17 protein-coding genes are annotated in these 21,645 nt (G+C 73.8%); 14 read left to right on the top strand and 3 right to left on the bottom strand.

Annotated elements, in window-relative coordinates; genetic code table 11:
- The first annotated feature begins 53 nt into the window (after window positions 1-53).
- From ACSMTC_RS37925 to ACSMTC_RS37915, 3 genes are read left to right on the top strand one after another with little or no spacing between them, the layout of a single operon-like run.
- On the top strand, window positions 54-1,895 hold the full coding sequence (locus ACSMTC_RS37925) for a non-ribosomal peptide synthetase (RefSeq protein WP_436564306.1): 1,842 nt from the start codon (window positions 54-56) through the stop codon (window positions 1,893-1,895).
- A 58-nt stretch (window positions 1,896-1,953) separates the two neighbouring features.
- Window positions 1,954-3,753, top strand: coding sequence for an amino acid adenylation domain-containing protein (locus tag ACSMTC_RS37920; RefSeq protein ID WP_436564305.1), 1,800 nt, complete (start codon window positions 1,954-1,956; stop codon window positions 3,751-3,753).
- Window positions 3,750-6,599: a condensation domain-containing protein gene (locus tag ACSMTC_RS37915; RefSeq protein WP_436564304.1), complete on the top strand. Its 2,850-nt coding sequence runs from the start codon at window positions 3,750-3,752 to the stop codon at window positions 6,597-6,599. Before ACSMTC_RS37920 ends, ACSMTC_RS37915 begins: the two co-directional genes overlap by 4 nt.
- Before the next feature lie 149 nt (window positions 6,600-6,748).
- On the opposite strand, the gene ACSMTC_RS37910 is transcribed toward ACSMTC_RS37915, so the two are convergent.
- The 3 genes from ACSMTC_RS37910 to ACSMTC_RS37900 all read right to left on the bottom strand — a co-directional run bounded on the left by ACSMTC_RS37910 (window position 6,749) and on the right by ACSMTC_RS37900 (window position 9,236).
- On the bottom strand, window positions 6,749-7,597 hold the full coding sequence (locus ACSMTC_RS37910; RefSeq protein WP_436564303.1) for a polysaccharide lyase family 7 protein: 849 nt from the start codon (window positions 7,595-7,597) through the stop codon (window positions 6,749-6,751).
- Window positions 7,598-7,851: 254 nt separating this feature from the next.
- Window positions 7,852-8,289 (bottom strand): hypothetical protein, encoded by a 438-nt coding sequence (locus tag ACSMTC_RS37905; protein ID WP_436564302.1) that lies wholly within the window; start codon window positions 8,287-8,289, stop codon window positions 7,852-7,854.
- Window positions 8,290-8,423: 134 nt separating this feature from the next.
- Window positions 8,424-9,236, bottom strand: a complete 813-nt coding sequence (locus ACSMTC_RS37900) for a methyltransferase domain-containing protein (protein WP_436564301.1) — start codon at window positions 9,234-9,236, stop codon at window positions 8,424-8,426.
- A 626-nt stretch (window positions 9,237-9,862) separates the two neighbouring features.
- Here ACSMTC_RS37900 and ACSMTC_RS37895 point away from each other — a divergent pair.
- From ACSMTC_RS37895 to ACSMTC_RS37845, 11 genes are all read left to right on the top strand, one after another.
- Window positions 9,863-10,651 carry a L,D-transpeptidase family protein gene (locus ACSMTC_RS37895; RefSeq protein ID WP_436564300.1) on the top strand — a complete coding sequence of 263 codons (789 nt, stop codon included), beginning with the start codon at window positions 9,863-9,865 and terminating at the stop codon, window positions 10,649-10,651.
- Between the two features lie 282 nt (window positions 10,652-10,933).
- Window positions 10,934-11,725, top strand: a complete 792-nt coding sequence (locus ACSMTC_RS37890) for a crotonase/enoyl-CoA hydratase family protein (RefSeq protein ID WP_436564299.1) — start codon at window positions 10,934-10,936, stop codon at window positions 11,723-11,725.
- Window positions 11,726-11,879: 154 nt separating this feature from the next.
- Window positions 11,880-12,431: a YceI family protein gene (locus ACSMTC_RS37885; RefSeq protein ID WP_436564298.1), complete on the top strand. Its 552-nt coding sequence runs from the start codon at window positions 11,880-11,882 to the stop codon at window positions 12,429-12,431.
- 113 nt (window positions 12,432-12,544) lie between these two features.
- Complete coding sequence (locus tag ACSMTC_RS37880; RefSeq protein WP_436564297.1) at window positions 12,545-13,498, top strand: ribokinase; 954 nt, start codon at window positions 12,545-12,547, stop codon at window positions 13,496-13,498.
- A 210-nt stretch (window positions 13,499-13,708) separates the two neighbouring features.
- Window positions 13,709-15,415 (top strand): hydrogenase maturation protein, encoded by a 1,707-nt coding sequence (locus ACSMTC_RS37875; protein WP_436564296.1) that lies wholly within the window; start codon window positions 13,709-13,711, stop codon window positions 15,413-15,415.
- Window positions 15,416-15,555: 140 nt separating this feature from the next.
- Entirely contained in the window at window positions 15,556-16,614 is a 1,059-nt protein-coding gene (locus ACSMTC_RS37870; RefSeq protein ID WP_436564295.1) for an NADH-quinone oxidoreductase subunit B family protein, read from the top strand.
- Between the two features lie 81 nt (window positions 16,615-16,695).
- Window positions 16,696-18,480: a nickel-dependent hydrogenase large subunit gene (locus tag ACSMTC_RS37865; RefSeq protein ID WP_436564294.1), complete on the top strand. Its 1,785-nt coding sequence runs from the start codon at window positions 16,696-16,698 to the stop codon at window positions 18,478-18,480.
- Entirely contained in the window at window positions 18,477-18,941 is a 465-nt protein-coding gene (locus ACSMTC_RS37860; protein WP_436564293.1) for a thioredoxin, read from the top strand. The genes ACSMTC_RS37865 and ACSMTC_RS37860 overlap by 4 nt, the downstream gene beginning before the upstream one ends.
- Window positions 18,938-19,585 (top strand): DUF5947 family protein, encoded by a 648-nt coding sequence (locus ACSMTC_RS37855; RefSeq protein ID WP_436564292.1) that lies wholly within the window; start codon window positions 18,938-18,940, stop codon window positions 19,583-19,585. Before ACSMTC_RS37860 ends, ACSMTC_RS37855 begins: the two co-directional genes overlap by 4 nt.
- Window positions 19,582-20,232, top strand: a complete 651-nt coding sequence (locus tag ACSMTC_RS37850) for a DUF6084 family protein (protein ID WP_436564291.1) — start codon at window positions 19,582-19,584, stop codon at window positions 20,230-20,232. The genes ACSMTC_RS37855 and ACSMTC_RS37850 overlap by 4 nt, the downstream gene beginning before the upstream one ends.
- An 8-nt stretch (window positions 20,233-20,240) precedes the next feature.
- On the top strand, window positions 20,241-21,632 hold the full coding sequence (locus ACSMTC_RS37845) for a hypothetical protein (RefSeq protein ID WP_436564913.1): 1,392 nt from the start codon (window positions 20,241-20,243) through the stop codon (window positions 21,630-21,632).
- The last annotated feature ends 13 nt before the right edge of the window (window positions 21,633-21,645 follow it).

Genomic DNA, 21,645 nt, shown 5'->3' with positions numbered 1-21,645 from the left:
CACCGCCGCTCATCCCTGCCGCTCGTCCCGCTCGCAGACCCGGAGACCAGATCATGACCGACATATCGGCTCTCAGCATCGCCCACGGCCGGCCGCACCAGGACGCCGCCGTGCTGGAGTGCTACCTCGACTGGGTGCGCCGCACCCCGGACGCGCCCGCGCTGATCGACGGCGAGCGCAGCTGGAGCTACGCCGAACTCGACGCCCTGGCCGTCTCGTTGGCCGACACACTGCGCGACCGGGTGCGTCCCGGCGAGCTGGTGGGCGTCTGCCTGGACCACTCGGTGGCGCTGGTCGCCACCGCGCTGGCGGTGGCCCGGCTGGGCGCCGTCTACCTGCCGCTGGGCCCGCGCCCGGGCGAGCGGCGGCTCGCGGCCGTGGCGCGGAACCTGCGCCTGGGCTGCCTGATCGGCGACCCCGCGCTGCTGCCGCCGTCCCACCGGGCCGGTGCGGCGGAGCAGTCGGCGCTGCCCCTGCCCGCCGAGGGCGCGAACGCCGCCGCCGGTGTGGTCGCGGCCTTCGCCCCGTCGGCACCGGAGTCGGTGGGCGCACCGGCCGGTACGTACTACTCGGTGCTGACCTCCGGCTCGACCGGCACCCCGAAGGCGGTGGCCGTCGGCGAGGAGTCGCTCGGCGCGCTGCTGCACTGGTACCGCGAGCTGACCGGCCTTGGCCCCGGCGACCGGCACAGCCTGATGATCGGGGTCGCCTTCGACCCGCACCTGATGGAGCTGTGGGCGGCGCTCACCTCCGGCGCCGCGCTGAGCGTGGCCCCCGACGCGGTGCGCTGGGACCCCGGTGCGCTCACCGACTGGTGGCACCGGGCCCGGATCACGGTGTGCGTACTGCCTACGCCGCTGGCCGAGCCGGTGCTCGACCTGCCTTGGCGGGATGACCTGGCGCTCCGCCATCTCACCGTCGGCGGCGACAGGCTGCGCCGCTATCCGGCGCCGGAGGTCACCGCGCACCTGCACAACGCGTACGGCCCGGCCGAGGCCACGGTGGCGAGCACGGTGCACACCATGGCGCCCGGTGCGGCGCCGGACGGCGCGGACACCCCGCCGATCGGCCTTCCGCTGCCCGGTGTCGTGGTCGCCGTCACCGATGAGGACGGGCACCCGGTCCCCCGGGGCACCTCCGGTGAACTGCGCATCGGCGGGCGCTGCCTGGCGCTCGGCTACCTCGACGAGGAGCTCACCGCGCGGCGTTTCGTCGCCGCCCCCGAGGGCGCCGAGGGGATCGACCGGGTCTACCGCACCGGTGACCGCGTGCTGATGCGGCCCGACGGGACGCTGGAGTTCCAGGGCCGGCTGGACGACCAGGTGAAGGTCAGCGGAGTGCGGATCGAGCCCGCCGAGGTCGAGGCGGCCTTCGAGCGCGACCCGCGGGTCCGGCGCGCCGCCGTCGCCGCGCGGCCGGGTGCGGCGGGCGGGGTGCGACTGGTCGCCTTCGTACAGCCGGCCGAACCCGCCCTGAGCGACGGCGCCGAGCTGCTGCCGCAGGTGCGGGAGTGGCTGCCGGAGCAGGCCGTGCCCACGCTGGTCCACCTGGTCGACACCTTCCCGCTGGACGCCAACGGCAAGGTCGACCGGGCCGCGCTGCTCGCCGGGGCGCCCGAGTCCGAGGCGGCCGCGGACGCGGACGCCGCCGCCTCGCCGACCGAGCAGACCGTGCTGCGGCTCTGCCGTGAGCTGCTCGGCCGTCCGGAACTCGGCCCGCTGGACAACTTCACCGACGCGGGCGGCAATTCGCTGATCGCGGCCCGTCTGCTGGTCGCTCTGGAGCAGGAGTGCGGCGTACGGCTGCGCGCTCCTCAGCTGCTCCGCCAGCCCGATCTGCGCCGACTCGCGGAGCTGGTCGACTCCCGACGCCCGAGCGCCGTCGCCGCCTCCTGACCGCACGCCGCACCAGGGTGCCCCGGCCACTCCCCGGGGCACCCGGAAGGGAACTCCGATGACCTCTCCCGTACCCGGCAGCGTCCCCGGCCTGATCGCCCGGCAGGCCGGGCTGCACCCGGACGCGCTGGCCGTCTCCGACGGCACCACTGTTCTGACTTACCGTCAACTCGTCGTGGCCGCAGGACTGCTGTCAGCGGACCTGACCGAGCGCGGGATCGGCCCCGGCAGCGCGGTGGGCCTGCTGGCCGCCCGCTCCACCCGCCTGGTGGTCGCCCAGCTCGCCGTCTGGTGGGCGGGCGCGCACGCCGTACCGCTCGACCCCGCGTACCCGCGCCCGCGGACCGCCGCGATGCTGGACGACGCCGGGGTCGGCCTCACCCTCGGCGACAAGAGCCTGCTGGCCGAAGCCGGACTGCCGGACGACCGGACCATGGTCCTGGACCTCCCGGACGTCGGGCCCCAGGACACGACCGCCGTCCAGCCCCCGCACCCCGGCCTGGACGATCCCCGGGCGGTGGCCCTGGTGATGTACACCTCCGGTTCCACCGGCCGCCCCAAGGGCGTCGAGGTACCGCACCACGCGATCACCGATCTGGTGACGGCGGCGGACGGGATCGCGCTCGGCGCCGACGACCGGGTGCTGTTCCACTCCTCCACCAGCTTCGACGCCTCGACCTTCGAGATCTGGGCGCCGCTCGCGCACGGCGCCGCCGTCATGGTCTCCCTCGCCGAGCGGCCGACCGCCGAGGAACTGGCCCGGGACGTCGAGCGGTTCGGCATCACCGTGGCCTTCCTCACCACCGCGCTCTTCCACCAGCTGGCCGCCCGGCAGTCCCGGATCTTCGGCGTGGTGCGGGCCCTGATCGCCGGCGGCGAGGCGATGTCCGAGCAGCACGCCGCGTCCGTGCTGCGGGCCTTCCCCTGGCTGCGGCTGGTGAACGGCTACGGGCCCACCGAGGCCACCACCTTCACCACCCTGCACCCGGTCCGCCTCGACGACTGCGCCGGCCGGCTGCCGATCGGCCGGCCGTTCGGCGGCTCGCGGATCGCCGTGCTGGACGACCGGCTGGAGCCCGTACTCCCGGGCGTCCAGGGCGAGTTGTGGATCGGCGGCGCCCGGCTCGCGCTGGGCTACCGGGGGCAGCCCGAGCTGACGGCGGACCGGTTCCGGGAGATCCCCGGCCACGGCCGGATGTACCGCAGCGGCGACCTGGTCTCCGCCCGCCCGGACGGCACCCTGGACTTCCACGGGCGGGCCGACGACCAGGTCAAGGTGCGCGGCTTCCGGATCGAGCCCGGTGAGATCGAGCACGCCCTGCGGCTGCTCCCCGAGGTCGCCCAGGCGGCGGTCGTGGTGCGGCGCGCCGGGCAGGAGGACGCCGCGCTCACCGCGTACGTGGTTCCCGCCGAGGACCACCGGCCGACCGCCGACACCCTGCGCACCCAGCTGGCCGGCCGGCTCCCCGAGCACCTGATCCCCACCGCCTGGACCTTCCTGGACGCCCTGCCGCTCACCGGCGCCGGCAAGGTCGACCGCCGCGCCCTGGCCGAGACCGGCCCGGCCGCGCCCGTCCAGGCGCCGGCCGCCGAGCTGACGCCGCTCCAGCAGGCCGTCGCCGAGGCCTGGTCCCGCTCACTGGGCCGTCCGGTCACCCGGCCGGACGCCGACTTCCTGGCCGAGGGCGGGCACTCGCTGATGGCCATGTGGGTGGTCGACGACCTGCGTGAGGACCTGGGCGTGGAACTGTCGCTGGCCGACTTCTTCGCCCACACCACCGTGGCCGACCAGGCCGCGCTGATCGAACAGGCCCTGCTCGCCGCCCACGCCGAGCCGCACCCGGAGGGCTCCCGATGACCCGTACCGACCAGGCCCAGACCGACCTGCTGCGGCTGGCCAGGGAGCGGGCCGGCGGTGCCCGCCCCGCGGCCATCCCCCGCACCGGCGGGAGCGGTCCGGCGCCGCTCTCGCACGCCCAGCAGCGGATGTGGCTGATGGACCGCCTCGGCCAGGGCGGCGCGCTCTACAACGTCCCGCTGGCCACCCGGCTGCGCGGCCCGCTCGATCCCGGGGCACTCGCCGACGCGCTCACCGCCCTGACGGACCGCCACCAGATTCTGCGCACCCGCTACGGGCAGGACGGGGACGAACCGTTCCAGGAGCCGCTGCCGCTCGCGCCGGTCCCCGTCCCCGTGGTGCCCGCCACACCGGAGGAGACCCCCGGCCTGCTGCGCGCCGAGGCGTCCCGCCCCTTCGACCTGGCCGACGGTCCGGTGCTGCGCGCCCTCGTCCTCAGGCACGCCCCGGACGACCACACCCTCCTGCTCACCCTGCACCACATCGCCGTGGACGGCGGCTCGCTGCCCGTTCTCACCGCCGAGCTCGCGGCGCTGTATTCGGCGGCGCTCGACCGCGGCCCCGCTGAGCTGGCCGAACCCGCCCTCCAGTACCGGGACTTCGCGCACTGGGAGCGCTCCCGTGCGGCCGAGCTCACCGCCGGGATCGACACCTGGGCGGACCGCCTGGCGGGAGCGCACCCCGTCCCGCTCCCCCGCCGCGCCCACCGCGGGCCGCGGACCAGGACCGCGGGCCTGCACACCGAACCGCTGCCCGCCGAGACCCTGGCCGGACTGCACCGGCTCGGCCGCGAGCAGGGCGCCACCCTGTTCACCGTGGTCCTGGCGGCGGCCTTCGCCGCCCTGCACCGCGCCACCGGCGAGCCGGACCTCACCCTGGGCTGTGTGAGCGGCCATCGCTCCCGTCCCGAACTGCGCCGACTGGTCGGTCTGTGCGTCAACACCCTGCCCATCCGGGCCGACCTCACCGGAGACCCGGGCTTCACCGAGGTGCTGGACCGGGTGCGCGACTCGCTGCTCACCGCGCAGCAGCACCACCAGGTCCCGTTCGACCTGGTGGTCGAGCGCCTGGGCGCGGCCGGGCGCAGCGCGGACGGCACCGCGCTGCTCTCGGTCACCTGCGACGTGGTCCGACCGCCGGAGCCGCTGCGGCTGCCCGGCCTGGCGGCCGAGGCGGTCGAGGTCGACCTCGGTCTGGCCAAGTTCGACCTGGGCCTGTTCGTCGAGGAGGGCCCGCAGCCGCGCTGCCTGGTGCAGTACGACACCGAGGTACTGGACGAACCGGCCGCGCGCCAGCTGCTCGCGTCCTTCGGCGCCCTGCTGGCCGCGGTGGCCGAGGACGGTGGCCGGCGGCTCCGGGAACTGCCCGGGGAGCCGCTGCGCGGCCAGGCGCACCCGGCCCAAGCCGCCCTGCTCGCCGAGGACCGGGTCGCCGAGGCCCTGGTGGTGGAGCGCGACGGTCTGCCGCCGCTGGCGTACGCGGTGGTCGAGGGCGCGGGTGCGCCCGGCGGCACCGAGCTGCGGACGCGGCTGCGCTCCCGGCTCCCGGCCGGGCAGCTCCCGGCGGCGGTCACGCTGCTGGACGCGCTGCCCCGCCGGGCGGACGGCACGGTCGACCACGGGCGGCTGCCCGGACTGGCCGTGGCCGGCGGCCGCCCGGTCGGCCGGGAGAGGCTGGAGACCGTCCGGACCGCCTTCGGCGAGCTCCTCGGTTCCCGCCCCGATCCCGACGCCGACTTCTTCGTGCTGGGCGGCCACTCCCTGGTCGCCGTCCAGCTCGCCGAGCGGCTGCGCGGGCGCACCGGCCTGCCGCTCACCGGACTGGACGTCCTGGAGCAGCGCACCCCGCGCGCCCTGGCGGCCCTGCTCGACGCGCGGGAGGCCGAACGGCGCTCGGCGGCGGCTCGGCAGCCGGGTCGCGCGGCACGCGGCACGGTACGCGAGGGCACGGTACTGCTCACCGGCGGCACGGGCGGCGTCGGCGCGGCCCTGCTCCAGGAGCTGATGGCGCAGGGCCGCCCGGTGCGCGCGCTGGCCAGGCCCGAGTCCGCGCACCTGGTGGCGCTGGACGGGGTGGAGGTGGTGGAGGGCGACCTCTCCGATCTCGACAGCCTGCGGGCGGCGGTGACGGGGGTCGACGCGGTCATCCACGCGGCCTGCACCTTCACCTCGCCCGAGGTGGACGTCGCCGCGATGCGCACCATGGTGGACTCCTGGCGGCGGGGCGACTTCGTCTTCGTCAGCAGCATCGACGCCTACGGCCGGCCGGCCGGTACCGAGGTCCCGGAGGGCGCGCCGGCCGAGCTGCCGGTGTCGCCGTACGGCCAGGGCAAGCTGGACTGCGAGCGGATCCTGCTGGCGGCCGCCGGTACACAGGGCCGCGGCGCGGGCTCCGTGGTCCGCTCCCCGATCGTCTGGGGTCCGCAGCGGCGGCTGCGGGACCAGCTCCGCTGGGGTTCCACCGGGGCGCTCTTCCAGGCGGCGCAGGCCGGGCAGCCACTGGTGCTGCCCGACCCCGCGACGTACGGCGACAGCTGGTACGGCGCCTGCTGGGTCCACTCGGCCGCCCTGGCACGGGCGGTGGTCGGCTGCGTCGACGGCACCGGCCGGGCGGACGGCCAGGTGGTGAACGCCGTCTCCGGCCATGTCTCCTGGGCCGAACTCGCCGCCGAGCTGGCCGGGTTGCTCGGTTCGGCGAGCACGGTCGAGCTGCGCCGGGACGCCGACCCCGAGGCCGACGCCGAGCTGCTGCGTCCCTGGCGCTACCGCGCCGACGTGCTGGCCGGCCTGCTCCTCGCGGAGCCGGGCGAGGACTGGCGCAGCGTGCTGGCCGCGATGGTGCGCTGACACCGGGATCGGGCCGGTCCGCCGGATCGGTCTCGGCCGCTCTCCGGACCGGCCGGATCCGCCGCCGCGCCGCCGTCCGTCCCGGCGGACGGCGGCGCGGCGGCGGATCCGCTTCCGGCCCACGACGGGCTGCTCGCGCCGCTTGTGGGTCAGCCGACCGCGAGCCTGCTGAGGACCACGCGGCCCCCGTCCCCGTACGGCAGCGCCTCGCTCGCCTGCTGGTAGTCGCCGACCGCGAACCTGACCGGCATGCCCCGGTACGCCGAGGGGACGGGGACGGTCTTCCTGACCGTGCGCCCCGTACCGACACGGGCGGTGAAGGTCAGCGTGCCGTCGCCGTTGTCGCCGAGTGTGTAGCTGAAGGCGGTGTCCAGCGGGACACCGGTGAGCAGCCGGTAGACCGTGGACCGGTCGGCGGCGTCCTTGACGGTGACCCGGATGACACCGGCGTCGTAGTGCAGCATCACCAGCGGGACCGAACCGTCGTCGCCCGCCCCGTGGATCTGACCGACGATCACGTCATGGGTGGAGCCGGGCACCTGGCCGACCCGGACGGTCGCGGCGAGCGTCCGCTTCTGCTTCCCGGCCGTCCAGCTGTCGCGTCCGACCAGCTCGGTGCGCGGGTGCCGCGAGGAGGCGGTGGTCGCGCCGACCGAGGGTGCCCAGAAGTCGAGGCTGCCGTCCGCCTCCCGGTTCAGGTAGGGGGACTTGAGGGCGGCGGGGCGCAGGATCGCGGCATGGTCGCCCGAGGTCCCGCCGGAGGCGTCGACCGGGAGGATCAGGTCCCAGCCGTCCAGTGAGACCGCGGCGCCCCCTCCGGCGGGAGCCCGCCCGCCGCCCGGTTCACCGGCGCTCGCGGAGGCGGTGGACGCGGCGCTCAGTGTGAGCGCTCCGACGAGGGCGAGCGCACCGGCGAACCGCAGCCCGCGGGAGGCTCGGCGAGCGGCCCGGTCGGCGCTGGTGGACCGCTTCGGATCCGCGGCGTGGTCAAACGGCATCGGGAGGTCCCTTCGACATGAGGAAGCGTCATAACCGAATGCCCGACTGCGGCTTGGGAGGGTGACGGAGCAACACCGGTCGCCCGCGACGCCCGCCCTCTCCTCCCCGCCCGTCCGGCACTCGCCCGCGTCACCCCGAGGACGCTGCCTCGGGCCGGCGGTCCCGCATGCCTACCCACCTCGACTGTCGCGAACACGTCACTTTGGACAATTCCCGCGATACCCCCGGCCGTCACCGGCACCCGCCCCTGGCGTCACCCGACGTACGTGGGAGCGGGCGACCAGGTCGGCGGCAGTTCCGCCCGCGGATCCCCCGACACCCGCAGTGGATACCGGGACTGCCACCACCGCCCCTCGGCGGCCACCGCGCCGCCGCCCGCACCCGGCGAACCGATCGGAGCCGTGGCCGCACGGAACCGGCGGTCCAGCGCGTCGAGTTCGGGCCGGCAGAGCCGGCGGACCCGTTCGGTCAGGATCGGCCAGGCGTCATGGAGCCAGTCGCGGTCGGCCACGTCCTCTTCGAACTCCCAGGCCCACACGGCGTCGAAACCCTCCTCGACACTCGCGACGAGTTCCGCCCACGCCCCCAGCCGGGCGGTCAGCGTCAGAACATGCGGGTAGCGATCGGACAGCACCTGCACGGCCCGATGCACCGACACATGGTCTTCGGCGTTCAGCGATTCGCTCTCCATGGCCGGTAGCGTCGCAGGCGCCGCCCCTTCAACAATCCTCTCCTGGCTTAACTCCGGATGACCGATCGGTAACGGTTGGTAATCCACCCGGGCCGGCCGGCCCGCCGGAGCGCGGGCGACCGCCCCGGCTCGGGTCAGGCCGGGCGGCGGCCCCAGGTGGTGATCAGCGGCGCGGTGGTGACGTCCAGCCCCTCCCCGCGCAGGTTGGCCAGGTGGGCGTCGATCTCGTGCTCCTCGATCAGGCCCTGTCCGACCAGCTGGGCGCGGATGTGACGGACCGTCGCCGCCTCCAACTCCCGGCCGACGGGCGAGGTCAGCGGGAAGAAGCCCTCCGCCGCCACGTCCACCAGACCGGCCTCCCGCAGGACCCGGGGCAGGGTGCGGCCGTAGCCGAGGTCCACGCCGCGCTGGGCGAGCAGGGTGCGGAAGGCCGCCCGGATCCGGTTCGCCAGCTCCTGCGCCGGGCCGTGCTGGTCGGGGCAGGCGAGCGGCTGCAGGGCCGGGTCGGCGTCCTCGATCACCAGCCAGCCACCCGGGCGCACTGCCGCGACCAGCCGCTTCAGCACCTCCGCCCGGTCGGCGAGGTGCACCAGCACCAGCCTGGCGTGCACCAGGTCGAACGAGCCGGCGGGCGGCGCGTCCTGGACCACGTCGTGCCTGACCACCTCGACCTGCGCGGGCAGCGGGTCCGCCAGCCAGGAGATGTCGAGATCGGTGGCCAGCACCCGTCCGGTCGGCCCGACCCGCTGGGCGAGTCCCGCCGGGACACCGGGACCGCCCGCGCCGACCTCCCAGCAGTGCCACCCCTCGGCAAGGCCGAGCCGGTCCAGGTGGTCGAAGGTCCAGCCGTCGAAGATCTCGGCCAGGGCGTCGAACCGCTGCCCCGCCTCACGCTGCCGGTTGTCGAGAAGGTATCCGGATTCCGTTGCCGCGCCATCACTCGTCATACCCGTCATCCTGCCGCAGCCGCCCCCGTCGGGGCGCACCGGGTCTCCCCCGCCTGCCGCCGTCGATCTCCCGCGAGCCGGCCGGCGGCGGGCCGCGGCGGGTCCACTCGTCAACTCCCGCTCCACTCAAGCACGATCGCCTGCCCCACCTGTCCCGGCGGGCGCGAACTCCACACCGAGGGCAACTCGGCCGCGACGTCCAGCGGATCGATCGAGGCCCGGCCCCATTCGTTCGGTCCGTTCGGTGATCCGACCCCAGGGAACCGGGGCCGCCGCCCGTTGGTCGGCCGTTCGGCAAAGCCTCCAGAGACGCACACCCGAGCACAACTCCGGTATGACGTACCTCACATCGGACAACCCGCCCGCATCCACACCGGGCTCTTTGGCGTCAGACAGACCGGAGGTCGGTACCGATACGCACGAGGACGAGACGACGGCACCGTGGTCGACGGACGCGCGCGCCGGGTGGCCCGGTGCCACCGGATCCGAGGACCGGACGACACCGCCCTTCACCAGGCCGGTCCTTACTCGGATCCGCCGGGCCCACGGCCGCGGCCTTCGACGACCGACGACCGACCACCGCACCCATCGACGTTTTCCCGACCGCTCACCGAGGACTGACCGTCTTGTCTGCCGACCGCCCCTCCCGACCTCCTCGCCGCCGTGCACTGCTCGGCCTGTTCACGCTCGCCGCGATAGCCACCGGCACCGGCTGTGCGGCATCCAGGTCCGACCGGAGCATGGACCTCGGGGCGGCCCCGCCGCAGCCCGCCGCACCCTCCCACGGCACCTCGCCGGCCGCCCTGGCCACCCCGTCCGCCTCGACCGCGATCGCCGGCCTCGGGCCGCGGACCCTGGGCCGGATCCCCGCGGGCACCCGGCAGGCCGTGGTGGCGACCGGCGAGGCGACGGACTCGGCCACCACCAGCGTCCGTCTCTGGAGTGCCGACGCCGGCGGCCGCTGGGCCCCCGTGGCCGGCCCCTGGCCCGGCCACAACGCCCGCGACGGCTGGACCGAGGAGCACCACCGGGGCGACCTGCACAGCCCGATCGGCGTCTTCACCCTCAGCGACGCCGGCGGCCGGCTTCCCAACCCGGGAACCGCGCTGCCGTACTACCGCTCCGACTCCTTCGTGATCGACGGCGACGGCTTCGAGGGCGAGGACCTGGCCGGGTCCTTCGACTACGTCGTCGCCATCGACTACAACCGGGTGCCGGGCCGGAGCCCGCTGGACACCCGGCAGCCGATGGGGGCGGCCCGCGGCGGCGGGATCTGGCTGCACGTGGACCACGGCGGGCCCACCCACGGCTGCGTCAGCCTGGCCCCGCCCGACCTGGTGACGCTCCTCAAGGCACTCGACCCGGCCGCTCGGCCGGTGATCGTCATGGGTCCGCGCGACCACCTGGCCCGCTGAGTCCCCCAGGACGCGGGGACTCCCGTACGCCGCCGGAGTGACCCGATCCGGCCGGACGGGAGTCCCGTAAGGCCTTGGGATGTTCCTGCTCCGCCGACCGCACGGCCTCCATCAGGCCGTTGTAGCCGCAACACGCTCCCGTGGACCGGAAGCCGGCACGCGCGGTCGGCCACGGCGCGCAGCGCGGCCGCCCTCTGTCCAGCGCCCACACCGGGCGGCATGATGGCGGTCGCGGACGGCCGTTGCCGTGCCGCCAGGTCTCCGGGGAGAGGAGCGCGTACGGTGGCAACCGAGTCCGAGTCTGCGGTCAGGATCGAACAGACGGGCCAGGTCCGGACGGTGATCCTCTCCCGGCCCGCCGCGCGCAACGCGGTGGACGGCGCCACCGCGGCCCAACTCACATCCGCCTTCGAGGACTTCGAGGCCGATGACACCGCCTCGGTCGCGGTGCTGTGGGGCGAGGGAGGCACCTTCTGCGCCGGAGCCGACCTCAAGGCCGTCGGCACGGACCGCTCCAACCGGCTGGCCGCCGACGGCCCGGGGCCGATGGGGCCGACCAGGATGCGGCTGAGCAAGCCGGTGATCGCGGCCATCGCGGGGCACGCCGTCGCCGGGGGCCTGGAACTCGCCCTCTGGTGCGACCTCCGCATCGCCGCCGAGGACGCGGTGTTCGGTGTGTTCTGCCGCCGCTGGGGCGTACCGCTGATCGACGGCGGAACCGTCCGGCTCCCCCGGCTGATCGGGAGTAGCAGGGCGATGGACCTGATCCTCACCGGCCGTCCGGTCGACGCCGAGGAGGCCCTCCGAATCGGCCTGGCCAACCGGGTCGTACCCGTCGGCGAGGAGCGGGCCGCCGCCGAGGAGCTCGCCGCCGAGCTCGCCCGCTTCCCGCAGACCTGCCTGCGCCACGACCGACTGTCCCTGCTCGAACAGGACGGTCTCGCCGAGGCGGAGGCCATCGCCAACGAGTGGCGGCACGGCCTGGTCTCCCTCGCCGCCGACACCGTCGCCGGAGCGGCTCGTTTCACCGCCGGAGCCGGACGCCACGGCTCCTTCGACCACTCGCCGGACTGATCCCCACCCCCTGCGCGCACCGGGTTCCCTCCCTGGCCCACTCCCCCGGACGGGTGACCCCTCGGGCGCGCTGGGAACGGCTCCCGCCCACCCGCGCCTAGCGTGAGCTGGCAGCCGCACCCTGTGGCATCAACCTCCTTGAAGAAAGGGCGACATGACGACTCCGCTCGACCAACTGACCGGCTCCTACACACTGGATCCGGCGCACACCCGGATCGGTTTCGTGGCCCGCCACGCGATGGTGACCAAGGTCCGCGGCGCCTTCAAGGAGTTCGAGGGCAGCGCCCACCTCGACGGCACCGACCCGACCCGCTCCACCGCCAAGGTCGTCATCGACGCGGCCAGCATCGACACCGGCAACGAACAGCGCGACGGCCACCTGCGCACCAACGACTTCCTCGACGCCCCCGTCTTCCCCCACATCACCTTCGTCTCCACGGGCGTCGAGCGCGTCGGCGACACGGACTTCCGGCTGAACGGCGACCTGACCATCAAGGACACCACCCACCCGGTCGCCATCGACTTCGAGTACACCGGCAACGCCCGCGACCCGTTCGGCAATCTCCGCGTCGGTTTCGAGGGCTCGCTGACCATCAGCCGCAAGGACTACGGCATCACCTGGAACGCCGCGCTGGAAGGCGGCGGTTTCCTGGTCGGCGACAAGGTCGTCCTGGAGCTCGACATCTCCGCCATCAAACAGGACTGACCCGCCGGGGTCCGCCTGAGCAGGGCCGGCCGCGCCCCACCCGCCCCGTACGACAATGGACCCCTTGACATCCTCCTCCGGCCGGAGCCGGGGGTTTCCTCCGAGGGATTCAGATGAACGAACGCGTGCTCGTCGTAGGCAGCCTCAACATGGACCTCACCATACGAGTGCCGCGACTCCCGGCCCCCGGCGAGACCGTCTCGGGGCAGGACGCCGTCCGGGGAGCCGGGGGCAAGGGGGCCAACCAGGCGGTGGCGGCGGCCCGGCTCGGCGGTCTGGTCCGCCTGGTCGGGCTGCTCGGTGACGACGAGTTCGGCGCCCGACTCCGCTCCGGCCTGCACCGCGAAGGGGTCGACGCCACCGCGGTGGGCACCCTCCCCGGCGCCGCCACCGGTCTGGCCCTGATCGTCGTCCAGGAGGACGGCGAGAACTCCATCACCCTTGCCCCCGGTGCCAACCGCCACCTCGACGAAGCGGCCCTGATCCGGCTGACCGGCGGCGACCCCGCCCGCTTCACGGCCGACAGCGACATCCTCCTGCTCCAACTCGAAGTACCGGTGGCCACCGCGCTCGCCGCCGCCCGCGCGGCCCGCGCGGCGGGAGTCCGAACGGTTCTCAACGCCGCCCCGATGCCGCCCTTCGACGACCGGCTCCGTCAACTCATCGCCTACACCGACGTCCTGATCCTCAACCAGAGCGAGGCCACCGCCCTCCTCACGGCCGCCGGCCTCGCCGCCACCGGCCCCTGGCCCCGGCGCGCCGCCGCACTGCGCGGCCTCGGCCCCGATCTGGTCGTCGTCACCCTGGGCGCGGACGGCGCCGTGGCGGAATCCGCCGACGGACCCCTCTCGCACCCGGGCTTCCCGGTGGACGCCGTCGACACCGTCGGCGCCGGTGACGCCTTCTGCGCGGCCCTCACCCTCGCCCTCGCCGCTCACACCCCGCCCGCCACCGCCCTCCGCCGTGCCTGCGCCGCCGGTTCCCTCGCCACCACCCGCCCCGGTGCCCAGGCCGCCCTGCCCACCCGCGCCGAGGTCGACCGCCTGCTGGCCCCGGAAGGCGGCTGACCCGCCCGGCGCGGTCCGGCCGGCGGCGTTCGCCCCCTGTCCCGGACCTCGCGGCGGCACTCCCCGCGCCCTCGGCGGACCGATCACGCGGTTTTCCGTGCCGCCGGCGCCCGCCCCCGGCCGATCGGGTGACCTCGCCGCCCGGGCTCGGACGAGGCTGCGGTGCGGTGGTTCACGATCCCTAGCAGATCGGGTGAGCCGGAGGTCGGGATGCGGATTCTGCTCGTCGCGAGCGCGTTCAACAGTCTGAGCCAGCGTGTCTTCGCCGAACTGCGCGAGCGCGGGCACACCATGGCGGTCCATCTGGGGTCCGGCGACGAGGAGCTGCGCGAGGCGGTCCGCAGGCATGCCCCGGACCTGCTGCTGGCGCCGATGCTCAAGGCCGCCATCCCCCGGGACGTCTGGTCCACCCGCACCTGTCTGGTGGTCCACCCGGGGCCGCCCGGCGACCGGGGGCCGTCCGCACTGGACTGGGCCGTCCACGAGGGCGCCGAACGCTGGGGTGTGACCGTGCTCCAGGCGGACGAGGTGATGGACGGCGGCCCGGTGTGGGCGAGCGCCGGCTGCCCGCTGCCGACGGCCGGCGACGGCACGCCGCTGGGCAAGAGCGACCTCTACCGCAACGAGGTGGCCGATGCCGCCCTCGAGGCGGTGCTGCTCGCCGTGGAGCGCTTCGCCTCCGGCAGGTACGCCCCGCAGCCGCAGCTCGGCCCGATGTGGCAGGTGCCCGACCACACCCGCCCGTACTTCGGGCAGCCCCTGCGCCGCATCGACTGGGCGGTGGACCCGACCGCCACCGTGGTCCGCAAGCTGCGGGCGGCGGACTCCCACCCCGGTGTGCTGGACGACCTGCTCGGCGGCGAGTGGTATCTGCACGGCGGCCATCCGGAGGACCGACTGCGCGGTGATCCCGGGGAGTTGATCGCCACCCGGGCCGGCGCCGTCTGCCGGGCCACGGTGGACGGCGCGGTGTGGATCCCCGAGCTGCGGCCACGCCGCCGGCCCGGCGGCCCGGCGACCTTCAAGCTGCCCGCCACCCTGGCCCTCGGCGAGCTGCTCCCCCACCTGCCCGAGGTCCAGGCACCGCTCACCCTGCCAGGCGGCCGCCGCACCTGGACCGACCTCGACTACCGCGAGGAGGGCCAGGTCGGCTTCCTGCGCTTCTCCTTTCCGGGCGGGGCGATGAGCACCTCGCACTGCCGCCGCCTGCTGGACGCCTACCGCTCCGCCTGCGACCGCCCGACCTCGGTGCTGGTGCTGGGCGGCGGGCGGGACTTCTTCTCCAACGGCATCCACCTGAACGTGATCGAGGCCGCCGCCGACCCCGCCGAGGAGTCCTGGCGGAACATCAACGCCATGGACGACCTGGTGGAGGCCGTGCTGACCACCACCGACCGCCTGGTGGTCGCCGCACTGGGCGGCAACGCGGCGGCGGGCGGCGCGATGCTGGCCCTGGCGGCGGACGAGGTCTGGTACCGCGACGGTGTGGTGCTCAACCCGCACTACCGCCTGATGGGCCTGTACGGCTCGGAGTACTGGACCTACACCCTGCCCCGCCGGGTCGGTGAGGCCGGCGCCCGGCGGCTCGCCGAGCAGGCACTGCCGCTGACCACCGGGGTGGCGCAGCGGCTGGGCCTGGTGGACCGGGTGCTCCCCAGCACACCGCAGGACTTCGGCGCGGCCGTCGGCCACCTCGCCGCCCTGCTGGCCGGCTCCGGGCGCCTGCAGGAGCGGATCGCCGCCAAGAAGAGCACCCGGGAGCACGACGAGGCCGTCCGGCCGCTGGCCGCGTACCGGGCGGCGGAGCTGGAGCGGATGCACCAAAACTTCTTCGACCCCGGTGAGCCGTACCACGCGCTGCGGTCGGACTTCGTCCGCAAGCGGCCGGTGTCGGGCACTCCGCCGCGGCTCTGCTGACCCACCCGTTCGGGTGTACCGCCCGGCGCGGTCGGCGGTAACCGGTTCGGCCCACCCAGCGAACGTACCGGCGGTTCTGCTGCTAGTAAGTCAATGGGTTCGTTATGCCGGACTCATCCCGTTTCCGAGGAGGCATCCTCATGGGTGCTACAGCAACGCCGGAGCGCACCGAAGCGCCCCCGGTGCACATTCTGTGGATCAACGCGGGCCTCAGCTGCGACGGTGACTCCGTCTCGCTGACCGCCGCGATGCAGCCGAGCATCGAGGAGATCGTCACCGGCGCCCTGCCCGGCCTGCCGAAGATCGAGGTGCACTGGCCGCTGATCGACTTCGAGTGCGGCCCCGTGCAGGGCGCCGACACCTTCATCGAGTGGTTCTTCAAGGCGGACCGCGGCGAGCTCGAACCCTTCGTCCTGGTCGTCGAGGGGTCCATCCCCAATGAGTCGATCAAGAAGGAGGGTTACTGGTGCGGGTTCGGTGACGACCCGGCCACCGGTCAGCCCGTCACCACCAGCGAGTGGCTGGACCGGCTCGCGAACAAGGCCACCGCCGTGGTCGCGATCGGCACCTGCGCGACCTACGGCGGCATCCACGCGATGGCCGGGAACCCGACCGGAGCCATGGGTGTGCCCGACTACCTGGGCTGGAACTGGAAGTCCAAGGCCGGGCTGCCCATCGTCTGCGTCCCCGGCTGTCCGATCCAGCCGGACAACTTCGCCGAGACGCTGACCTACCTGCTCTACCAACTGGCCGGCGCCGCACCGATGATCCCGCTGGACGACAAGCTGCGCCCCGCCTGGCTGTTCGGCGCGACCGTGCACGAGGGCTGCGACCGCGGCGGCTACTACGAGCAGGGCCAGTTCGCCACCGAGTACGGCTCACCGGAGTGCCTGGTGAAGCTCGGCTGCTGGGGTCCGGTGGTCAAGTGCAACGTCCCCAAACGCGGTTGGACGGGCGGCATCGGCGGCTGTCCCAACGTCGGCGGCATCTGCATCGCCTGCACCATGCCGGGCTTCCCCGACAAGTTCATGCCGTTCATGGACGAACCGCCCGGCAGCAGGGTGTCCTCCGCCGCCAGCAGCGCTTACGGCGGCACGATCCGCTGGCTGCGTTCGATCACGGCCGCGACCGTGGACAAGGAGCCGAAGTGGCGCCGCACCGGCCGTCGGCTGACGACCGGTTACCACGCGCCCTGGTGAGCCCCGCGGCGCCGCACACGGGGTGAGGTGTGCGGCGCCCTTTCCCCTTGGCAGATTCCGAAGGAAGGCACGACGAGGACGATGGCAGAGACGACGAGGACGGCCGGCGACGGCAGCGGCCTGGTGGAGATGTCCTGGGACCCGATCACCCGGATCGTGGGCAGCCTGGGCATCCACACGAAGATCGACTTCAAGCAGAAGCGGGTCGCCGAGTGCTACAGCACCTCGTCGGTCTTCCGTGGCTACAGCGTCTTCATGCGCGGCAAGGACCCGCGCGACGCGCACTTCATCACCAGCCGGATCTGCGGTATCTGCGGTGACAACCACGCGACCTGCTCGGTGTACACGCAGAACATGGCGTACGGGGTGAAGCCGCCGCACCTGGGCGAGTGGATCATCAACCTGGGCGAGTCCGCGGAGTACATGTTCGACCACAACATCTTCCAGGAGAACCTGGTCGGGGTCGACTACTGCGAGAAGATGGTCCGCGAGACCAACCCGGGTGTGCTGGAACTCGCCGAGCGCACCGAGGCACCGCACGCCGGCGACCACGGCTACCGGACCATCGCCGACATCATGCGCGCGCTCAACCCGATCGAGGGCGAGTTCTACCGCGAGGCACTCCAGGTCAGCCGCTACACCCGGGAGATGTTCTGTCTGATGGAGGGCCGCCATGTGCACCCCTCCACGCTGTACCCGGGCGGTGTCGGCACGGTGGCCACCCTCCAGCTGTTCACCGACTACCTCACCCGCCTGACCCGCTACGTCGAGTTCATGAAGCGCGTGGTCCCGCTCCACGACGACCTGTTCGACTTCTTCTACCAGGCGCTGCCCGGCTACGAGGAGGTCGGCCGCCGCCGGGTCATGCTCGGCTGCTGGGGTGCCCTGAACGACCCCGACCACTGCGACTTCACCTACCGCAACATGACCGACTGGGGTCGGAAGATGTTCGTCACCCCGGGCATCATCGTCGACGGCAAACTGGTCACCAACGACCTCACCGAGATCAACCTCGGCATCCGGATCCTGCTCGGCAGCTCCTACTACCAGGACTGGGAGGGCCAGGAGCAGTTCGTCACCCATGACCCGCTGGGCAACCCCGTCGACCCCAGGCACCCGTGGAACCAGCACACCATCCCGGCGCCGCAGAAGCGGAACTTCGACGACAAGTACAGCTGGGTGATGTCCCCGCGCTGGTTCGACGGCAAGGAGTACCTGGCCCTGGACACCGGCGGCGGCCCGCTCGCCCGGCTCTGGTCCACCGCCCTCTCCGGTCTGGTCGACATCGGCTACATCAAGGCCACCGGCCACAGCGTGCAGATCAACCTGCCGCGCACCATGACCAAGCCCGAGGTCACCTTCGAGTGGAAGATCCCCAAGTGGAGCAACGCCCTCGAACGCAACCGGGCGCGCACCTACTTCCAGGCGTACAGTGCCGCCGCCGCGCTGTACTTCACCGAGAAGGCGCTGGACGAGGTCCGCGCCGGACGCACCCAGACCTGGGAGAAGTTCGAGGTGCCGGACGAGAGCATCGGCTGCGGCTTCACCGAGGCGGTCCGCGGCGTCCTCTCGCACCACATGGTGATCCGGGACGGCAAGATCGCCAACTACCACCCCTACCCGCCGACCCCGTGGAACGCCAGCGTCCGCGACAGCTTCGGCACCCCGGGACCGTACGAGGACGCGGTGCAGAACACCCCGATCTTCGAGGAGAACAGCCCCGAGAACTTCAAGGGCATCGACATCATGCGCGCCGTGCGCAGCTTCGACCCCTGTCTGCCCTGCGGGGTGCACATGTACCTGGGCGGCGGACGCACCGTCGAGAAGATGCACGTACCCACCGGCCTGAGCGGGCTTGGCGGATGAGCGCGGAGCAGACCGGACTGCGGGTCCAGGAGATGCTGGACTCGCTCACCACCTCGGGGCAGGCCGAGGCCGGCGAGGCGCTGGTGCGCGAGCTGATGGCCTTCTACGGCACCGGGCTGGCCCGGCTGGTGGAGCTGTTGCCGCCCCGAGTCCTCGCCCCGCTGCTCGACGACCGGCTGGTCGCCGGGCTGCTGGTGCTCCACGGCCTGCACCCCGAGGACGTCATCGCCCGGATCGCGCGGGCGCTGGCGGACACCCGTGTGGAGATGGTCGGTTTCGACCGGGAGAGCGGCACGTTGACGCTGCGCAAGCTGAGCGGTTGCGGCTGCGGTGCCGAGGAGAGCGTCGAGAGTGAGCTCTCCTGCCACGCCCCCGAGGTCACCGCGGTGGAGCTGGAGCGGCCCGCCGCACCGCTGCTGCAGATCGGCTCCCGTCCGCCCGCCGCCGCGGAGGCCCGGTGAACGCGCGTCCGGTCAAGGGGCCGGGCACGGCGCTGCTGCGCCGGCTGCGCGAGCCGGCGCCGCCGCAACCGGAGCGCTGCGGGTTCTGCGGGGTCCAGCTGCCGCCCGGCCACCGGCATGTGGTGGACACCGAGGAGCGGTCCCTCGCCTGCACCTGCGCGGCCTGCGCGCTGCTGTTCGAGTCGCCCGGTGCCGCCGAGGGGCGCTACCGCAAGGTTCCGGACCGCTATCTCGTCGATCCCTCGCACGAGTTGGACCGGTCCGACTGGGAGTTGCTGCAGATCCCGGTCTCCACCGCGTTCTTCTTCCGCAACACGGTGCTCGGGCGGCTGGTCGCGCTCTACCCCAGCCCGGCCGGCCCCACCGAGAGCGAACTCGACCCGTCGCTCTGGGAGTCGACGCTCGGCCGCGGCCGGCTGGCCGCACTGCTGGAGCCGGATGTGGAGGCGCTGCTGCTGCGCCGGACGGCGGACGGCCTCCGGTGCTTCCTGGTGCCGATCGACATCTGCTACGAGCTGGTCGGCCGGATGCGCCTGCACTGGAAGGGGTTCGACGGCGGCGCCCCGGCGCGGGCCGAACTCGACGCGCTGTTCGCCCGGGTCGAGCGGCGCTCCCGGGTACTGGCCGAGGAGGTGGCCTCGTGACCGGGCTGGAGTTCAGCTGCACCGGGGTGCGGACCGATCCGTACGCGGCGGGCCCGACCCTGGTGTTCCGGTTGCGGATCGCGGCCGGGGAGGGCGTCCGGGTGCACGCCCTGGTGCTGCACTGCCAGCTGCGGATCGAGCCCGCCCGCCGCCGGTACGGGCCCGGGGAGGCCGAGCGGCTGGGAGTACTGTTCGGCGAGCGCAGCCGCTGGCCGGGTTCGCTCAATCCGGTCCAGCTGGCCCAGGTGTCGCTCACGGTACCCGGGTTCACCGGGTCGACCGAGGCGGATCTGGTGGTGCCGTGCACCTACGACATGGACGTCGCCGCGACCCGGTACTTCCACGCCCTGGCGGACGGCGAGGCTCCCCTGCTGCTGCTGTTCTCCGGTGCCGCGTTCACCGGCCCCGGCGGCTTCGAGGTGCAGCCGGTGCCCTGGGACCGGGAGGCGCCGTGCCGGCTGCCGGTGCGGGTCTGGCGGGACATGATCGAGCAGCACTTCCCCGGCTGCGGCTGGGTCCGTCTGCCGCGCGACACCATGGACGCCCTGCTGGAGTTCCGCTCCCGCCGCGGGCTGCCGTCCTGGGAGGCGACGATGCGCGCACTGCTGGACGACTCGGCCGTGGCCGCCGAGGGGAGCCTGCGGTGAGCGGGTCCATGCCACCGGCGGGCTTCGAGGCCGCCCGCCGGATCGCGGACGCCGTACTGTTCGAGGGCTATGTGCTCTACCCCTACCGGGCGTCGGCGGCCAAGAACCGGATGCGCTGGCAGTTCGGGGTGCTCGTCCCGCCGTCCTTCGGCGCGGCCGGCTCCGAGCACTCCCGCCAGCGCACCGAGTGCCTGATGGAACCTCGCCGGGGCGCGCGGCTGGCGGCGGAACTGCGCTTCCTGCACGTCCAGAAGCGGACGGTGCAACGGCAGCGGGCCGACCGGGGTTTCGAGCCGGCGGACGAACTCGCCCTGCCCGACCGGGTGCTGGTGCCCTGGGACGAGGGCGTCCCGGAACAGATCGAAGTCTCCTTCCCGGTCGAGGAGTTGATCGGCGATGGGGTCACCGTCCCGTTCGAGCTGCCCGCCGGCGAGGTGCAGGAGATCGTGTACCGGGACCAGAAGGCCGTCGGGCGCCTGACCCGCCGCAGAGAGCGGCTCGACGGCGTGCTGCGCCTGTCGGCGGCCGAACTCCCCGGCCCGTACGGCGCCCTGCGGCTGAGCGCGGTGGTGGAGAACACCAGCGGCTGGTCACCGCCCACCGGGGCCGACCGCGAACTCGCGCTGCGCCGTTCGCTGGTGTCGGCGCACCTGCTGCTGGGGCTCAGCGCGGGCGGCTTCGTGTCGATGACCGATCCGCCGCAGTGGGCGGCGCCCGCGGTCGCGCAGTGCCGCAACGAGCACACCTGGCCGGTGCTGGCCGGGGCGGCGGGCCGGTCCGATGTGCTGCTGTCCTCACCGATCATCCTCGCCGACCACCCGGAGATCGCCCCCGAGAGCCCCGGCGCCCTGTACGACGCCACCGAGATCGACGAGATCCTCGCCCTGCGCACGGCCGCTCTGACCGAGCGGGAGAAGCGTGAGGCCCGGGGCACCGACGAACTGGCCGGCGCCGCGATCGACCTCGTCGACTCGATGCCGCCCGAGGTGCTGGAGCGGCTGCACGGCGCGGTGCGCAACCTGCGGGAGGTCGCCGCCGCGGGGGTCGTCCCGGCGGGGGCGGACGGCGATGCCTTTCCCGGGCCACCGCCCGACACCCCGTGGTGGGATCCCGGCGCCGACCGCGGCGTCGATCCGGCCCTGGACCGGATCGTGGTCGACGGCCGGTCGGTCGGGGCCGGCAGCCGGGTCGTACTCAAGCCCGGGCGGCGCCGTACCGATGCGCAGGACCTGTTCCTGCACGGTCGGACGGCACTGGTCGAGGCGGTCCTGCGGGACGTGGACGGCGCCGTCCACCTGGCCGTGACGGTCGACGGCGACCCCGGCGCGGAGCTCTGGCGGGTCCAGGGCCGCTTCCGCTACTTCCAGCCGGACGAGATCACCCCGGTGGAGGAGCTGTGAGCGGCGCGGGTGT

Source organism: Kitasatospora sp. HPM-01-4, from assembly GCF_051374625.1.
Lineage (GTDB): Bacteria > Actinomycetota > Actinomycetes > Streptomycetales > Streptomycetaceae > Kitasatospora.
This window is presented reverse-complemented; position numbering and strand designations above follow the sequence as displayed.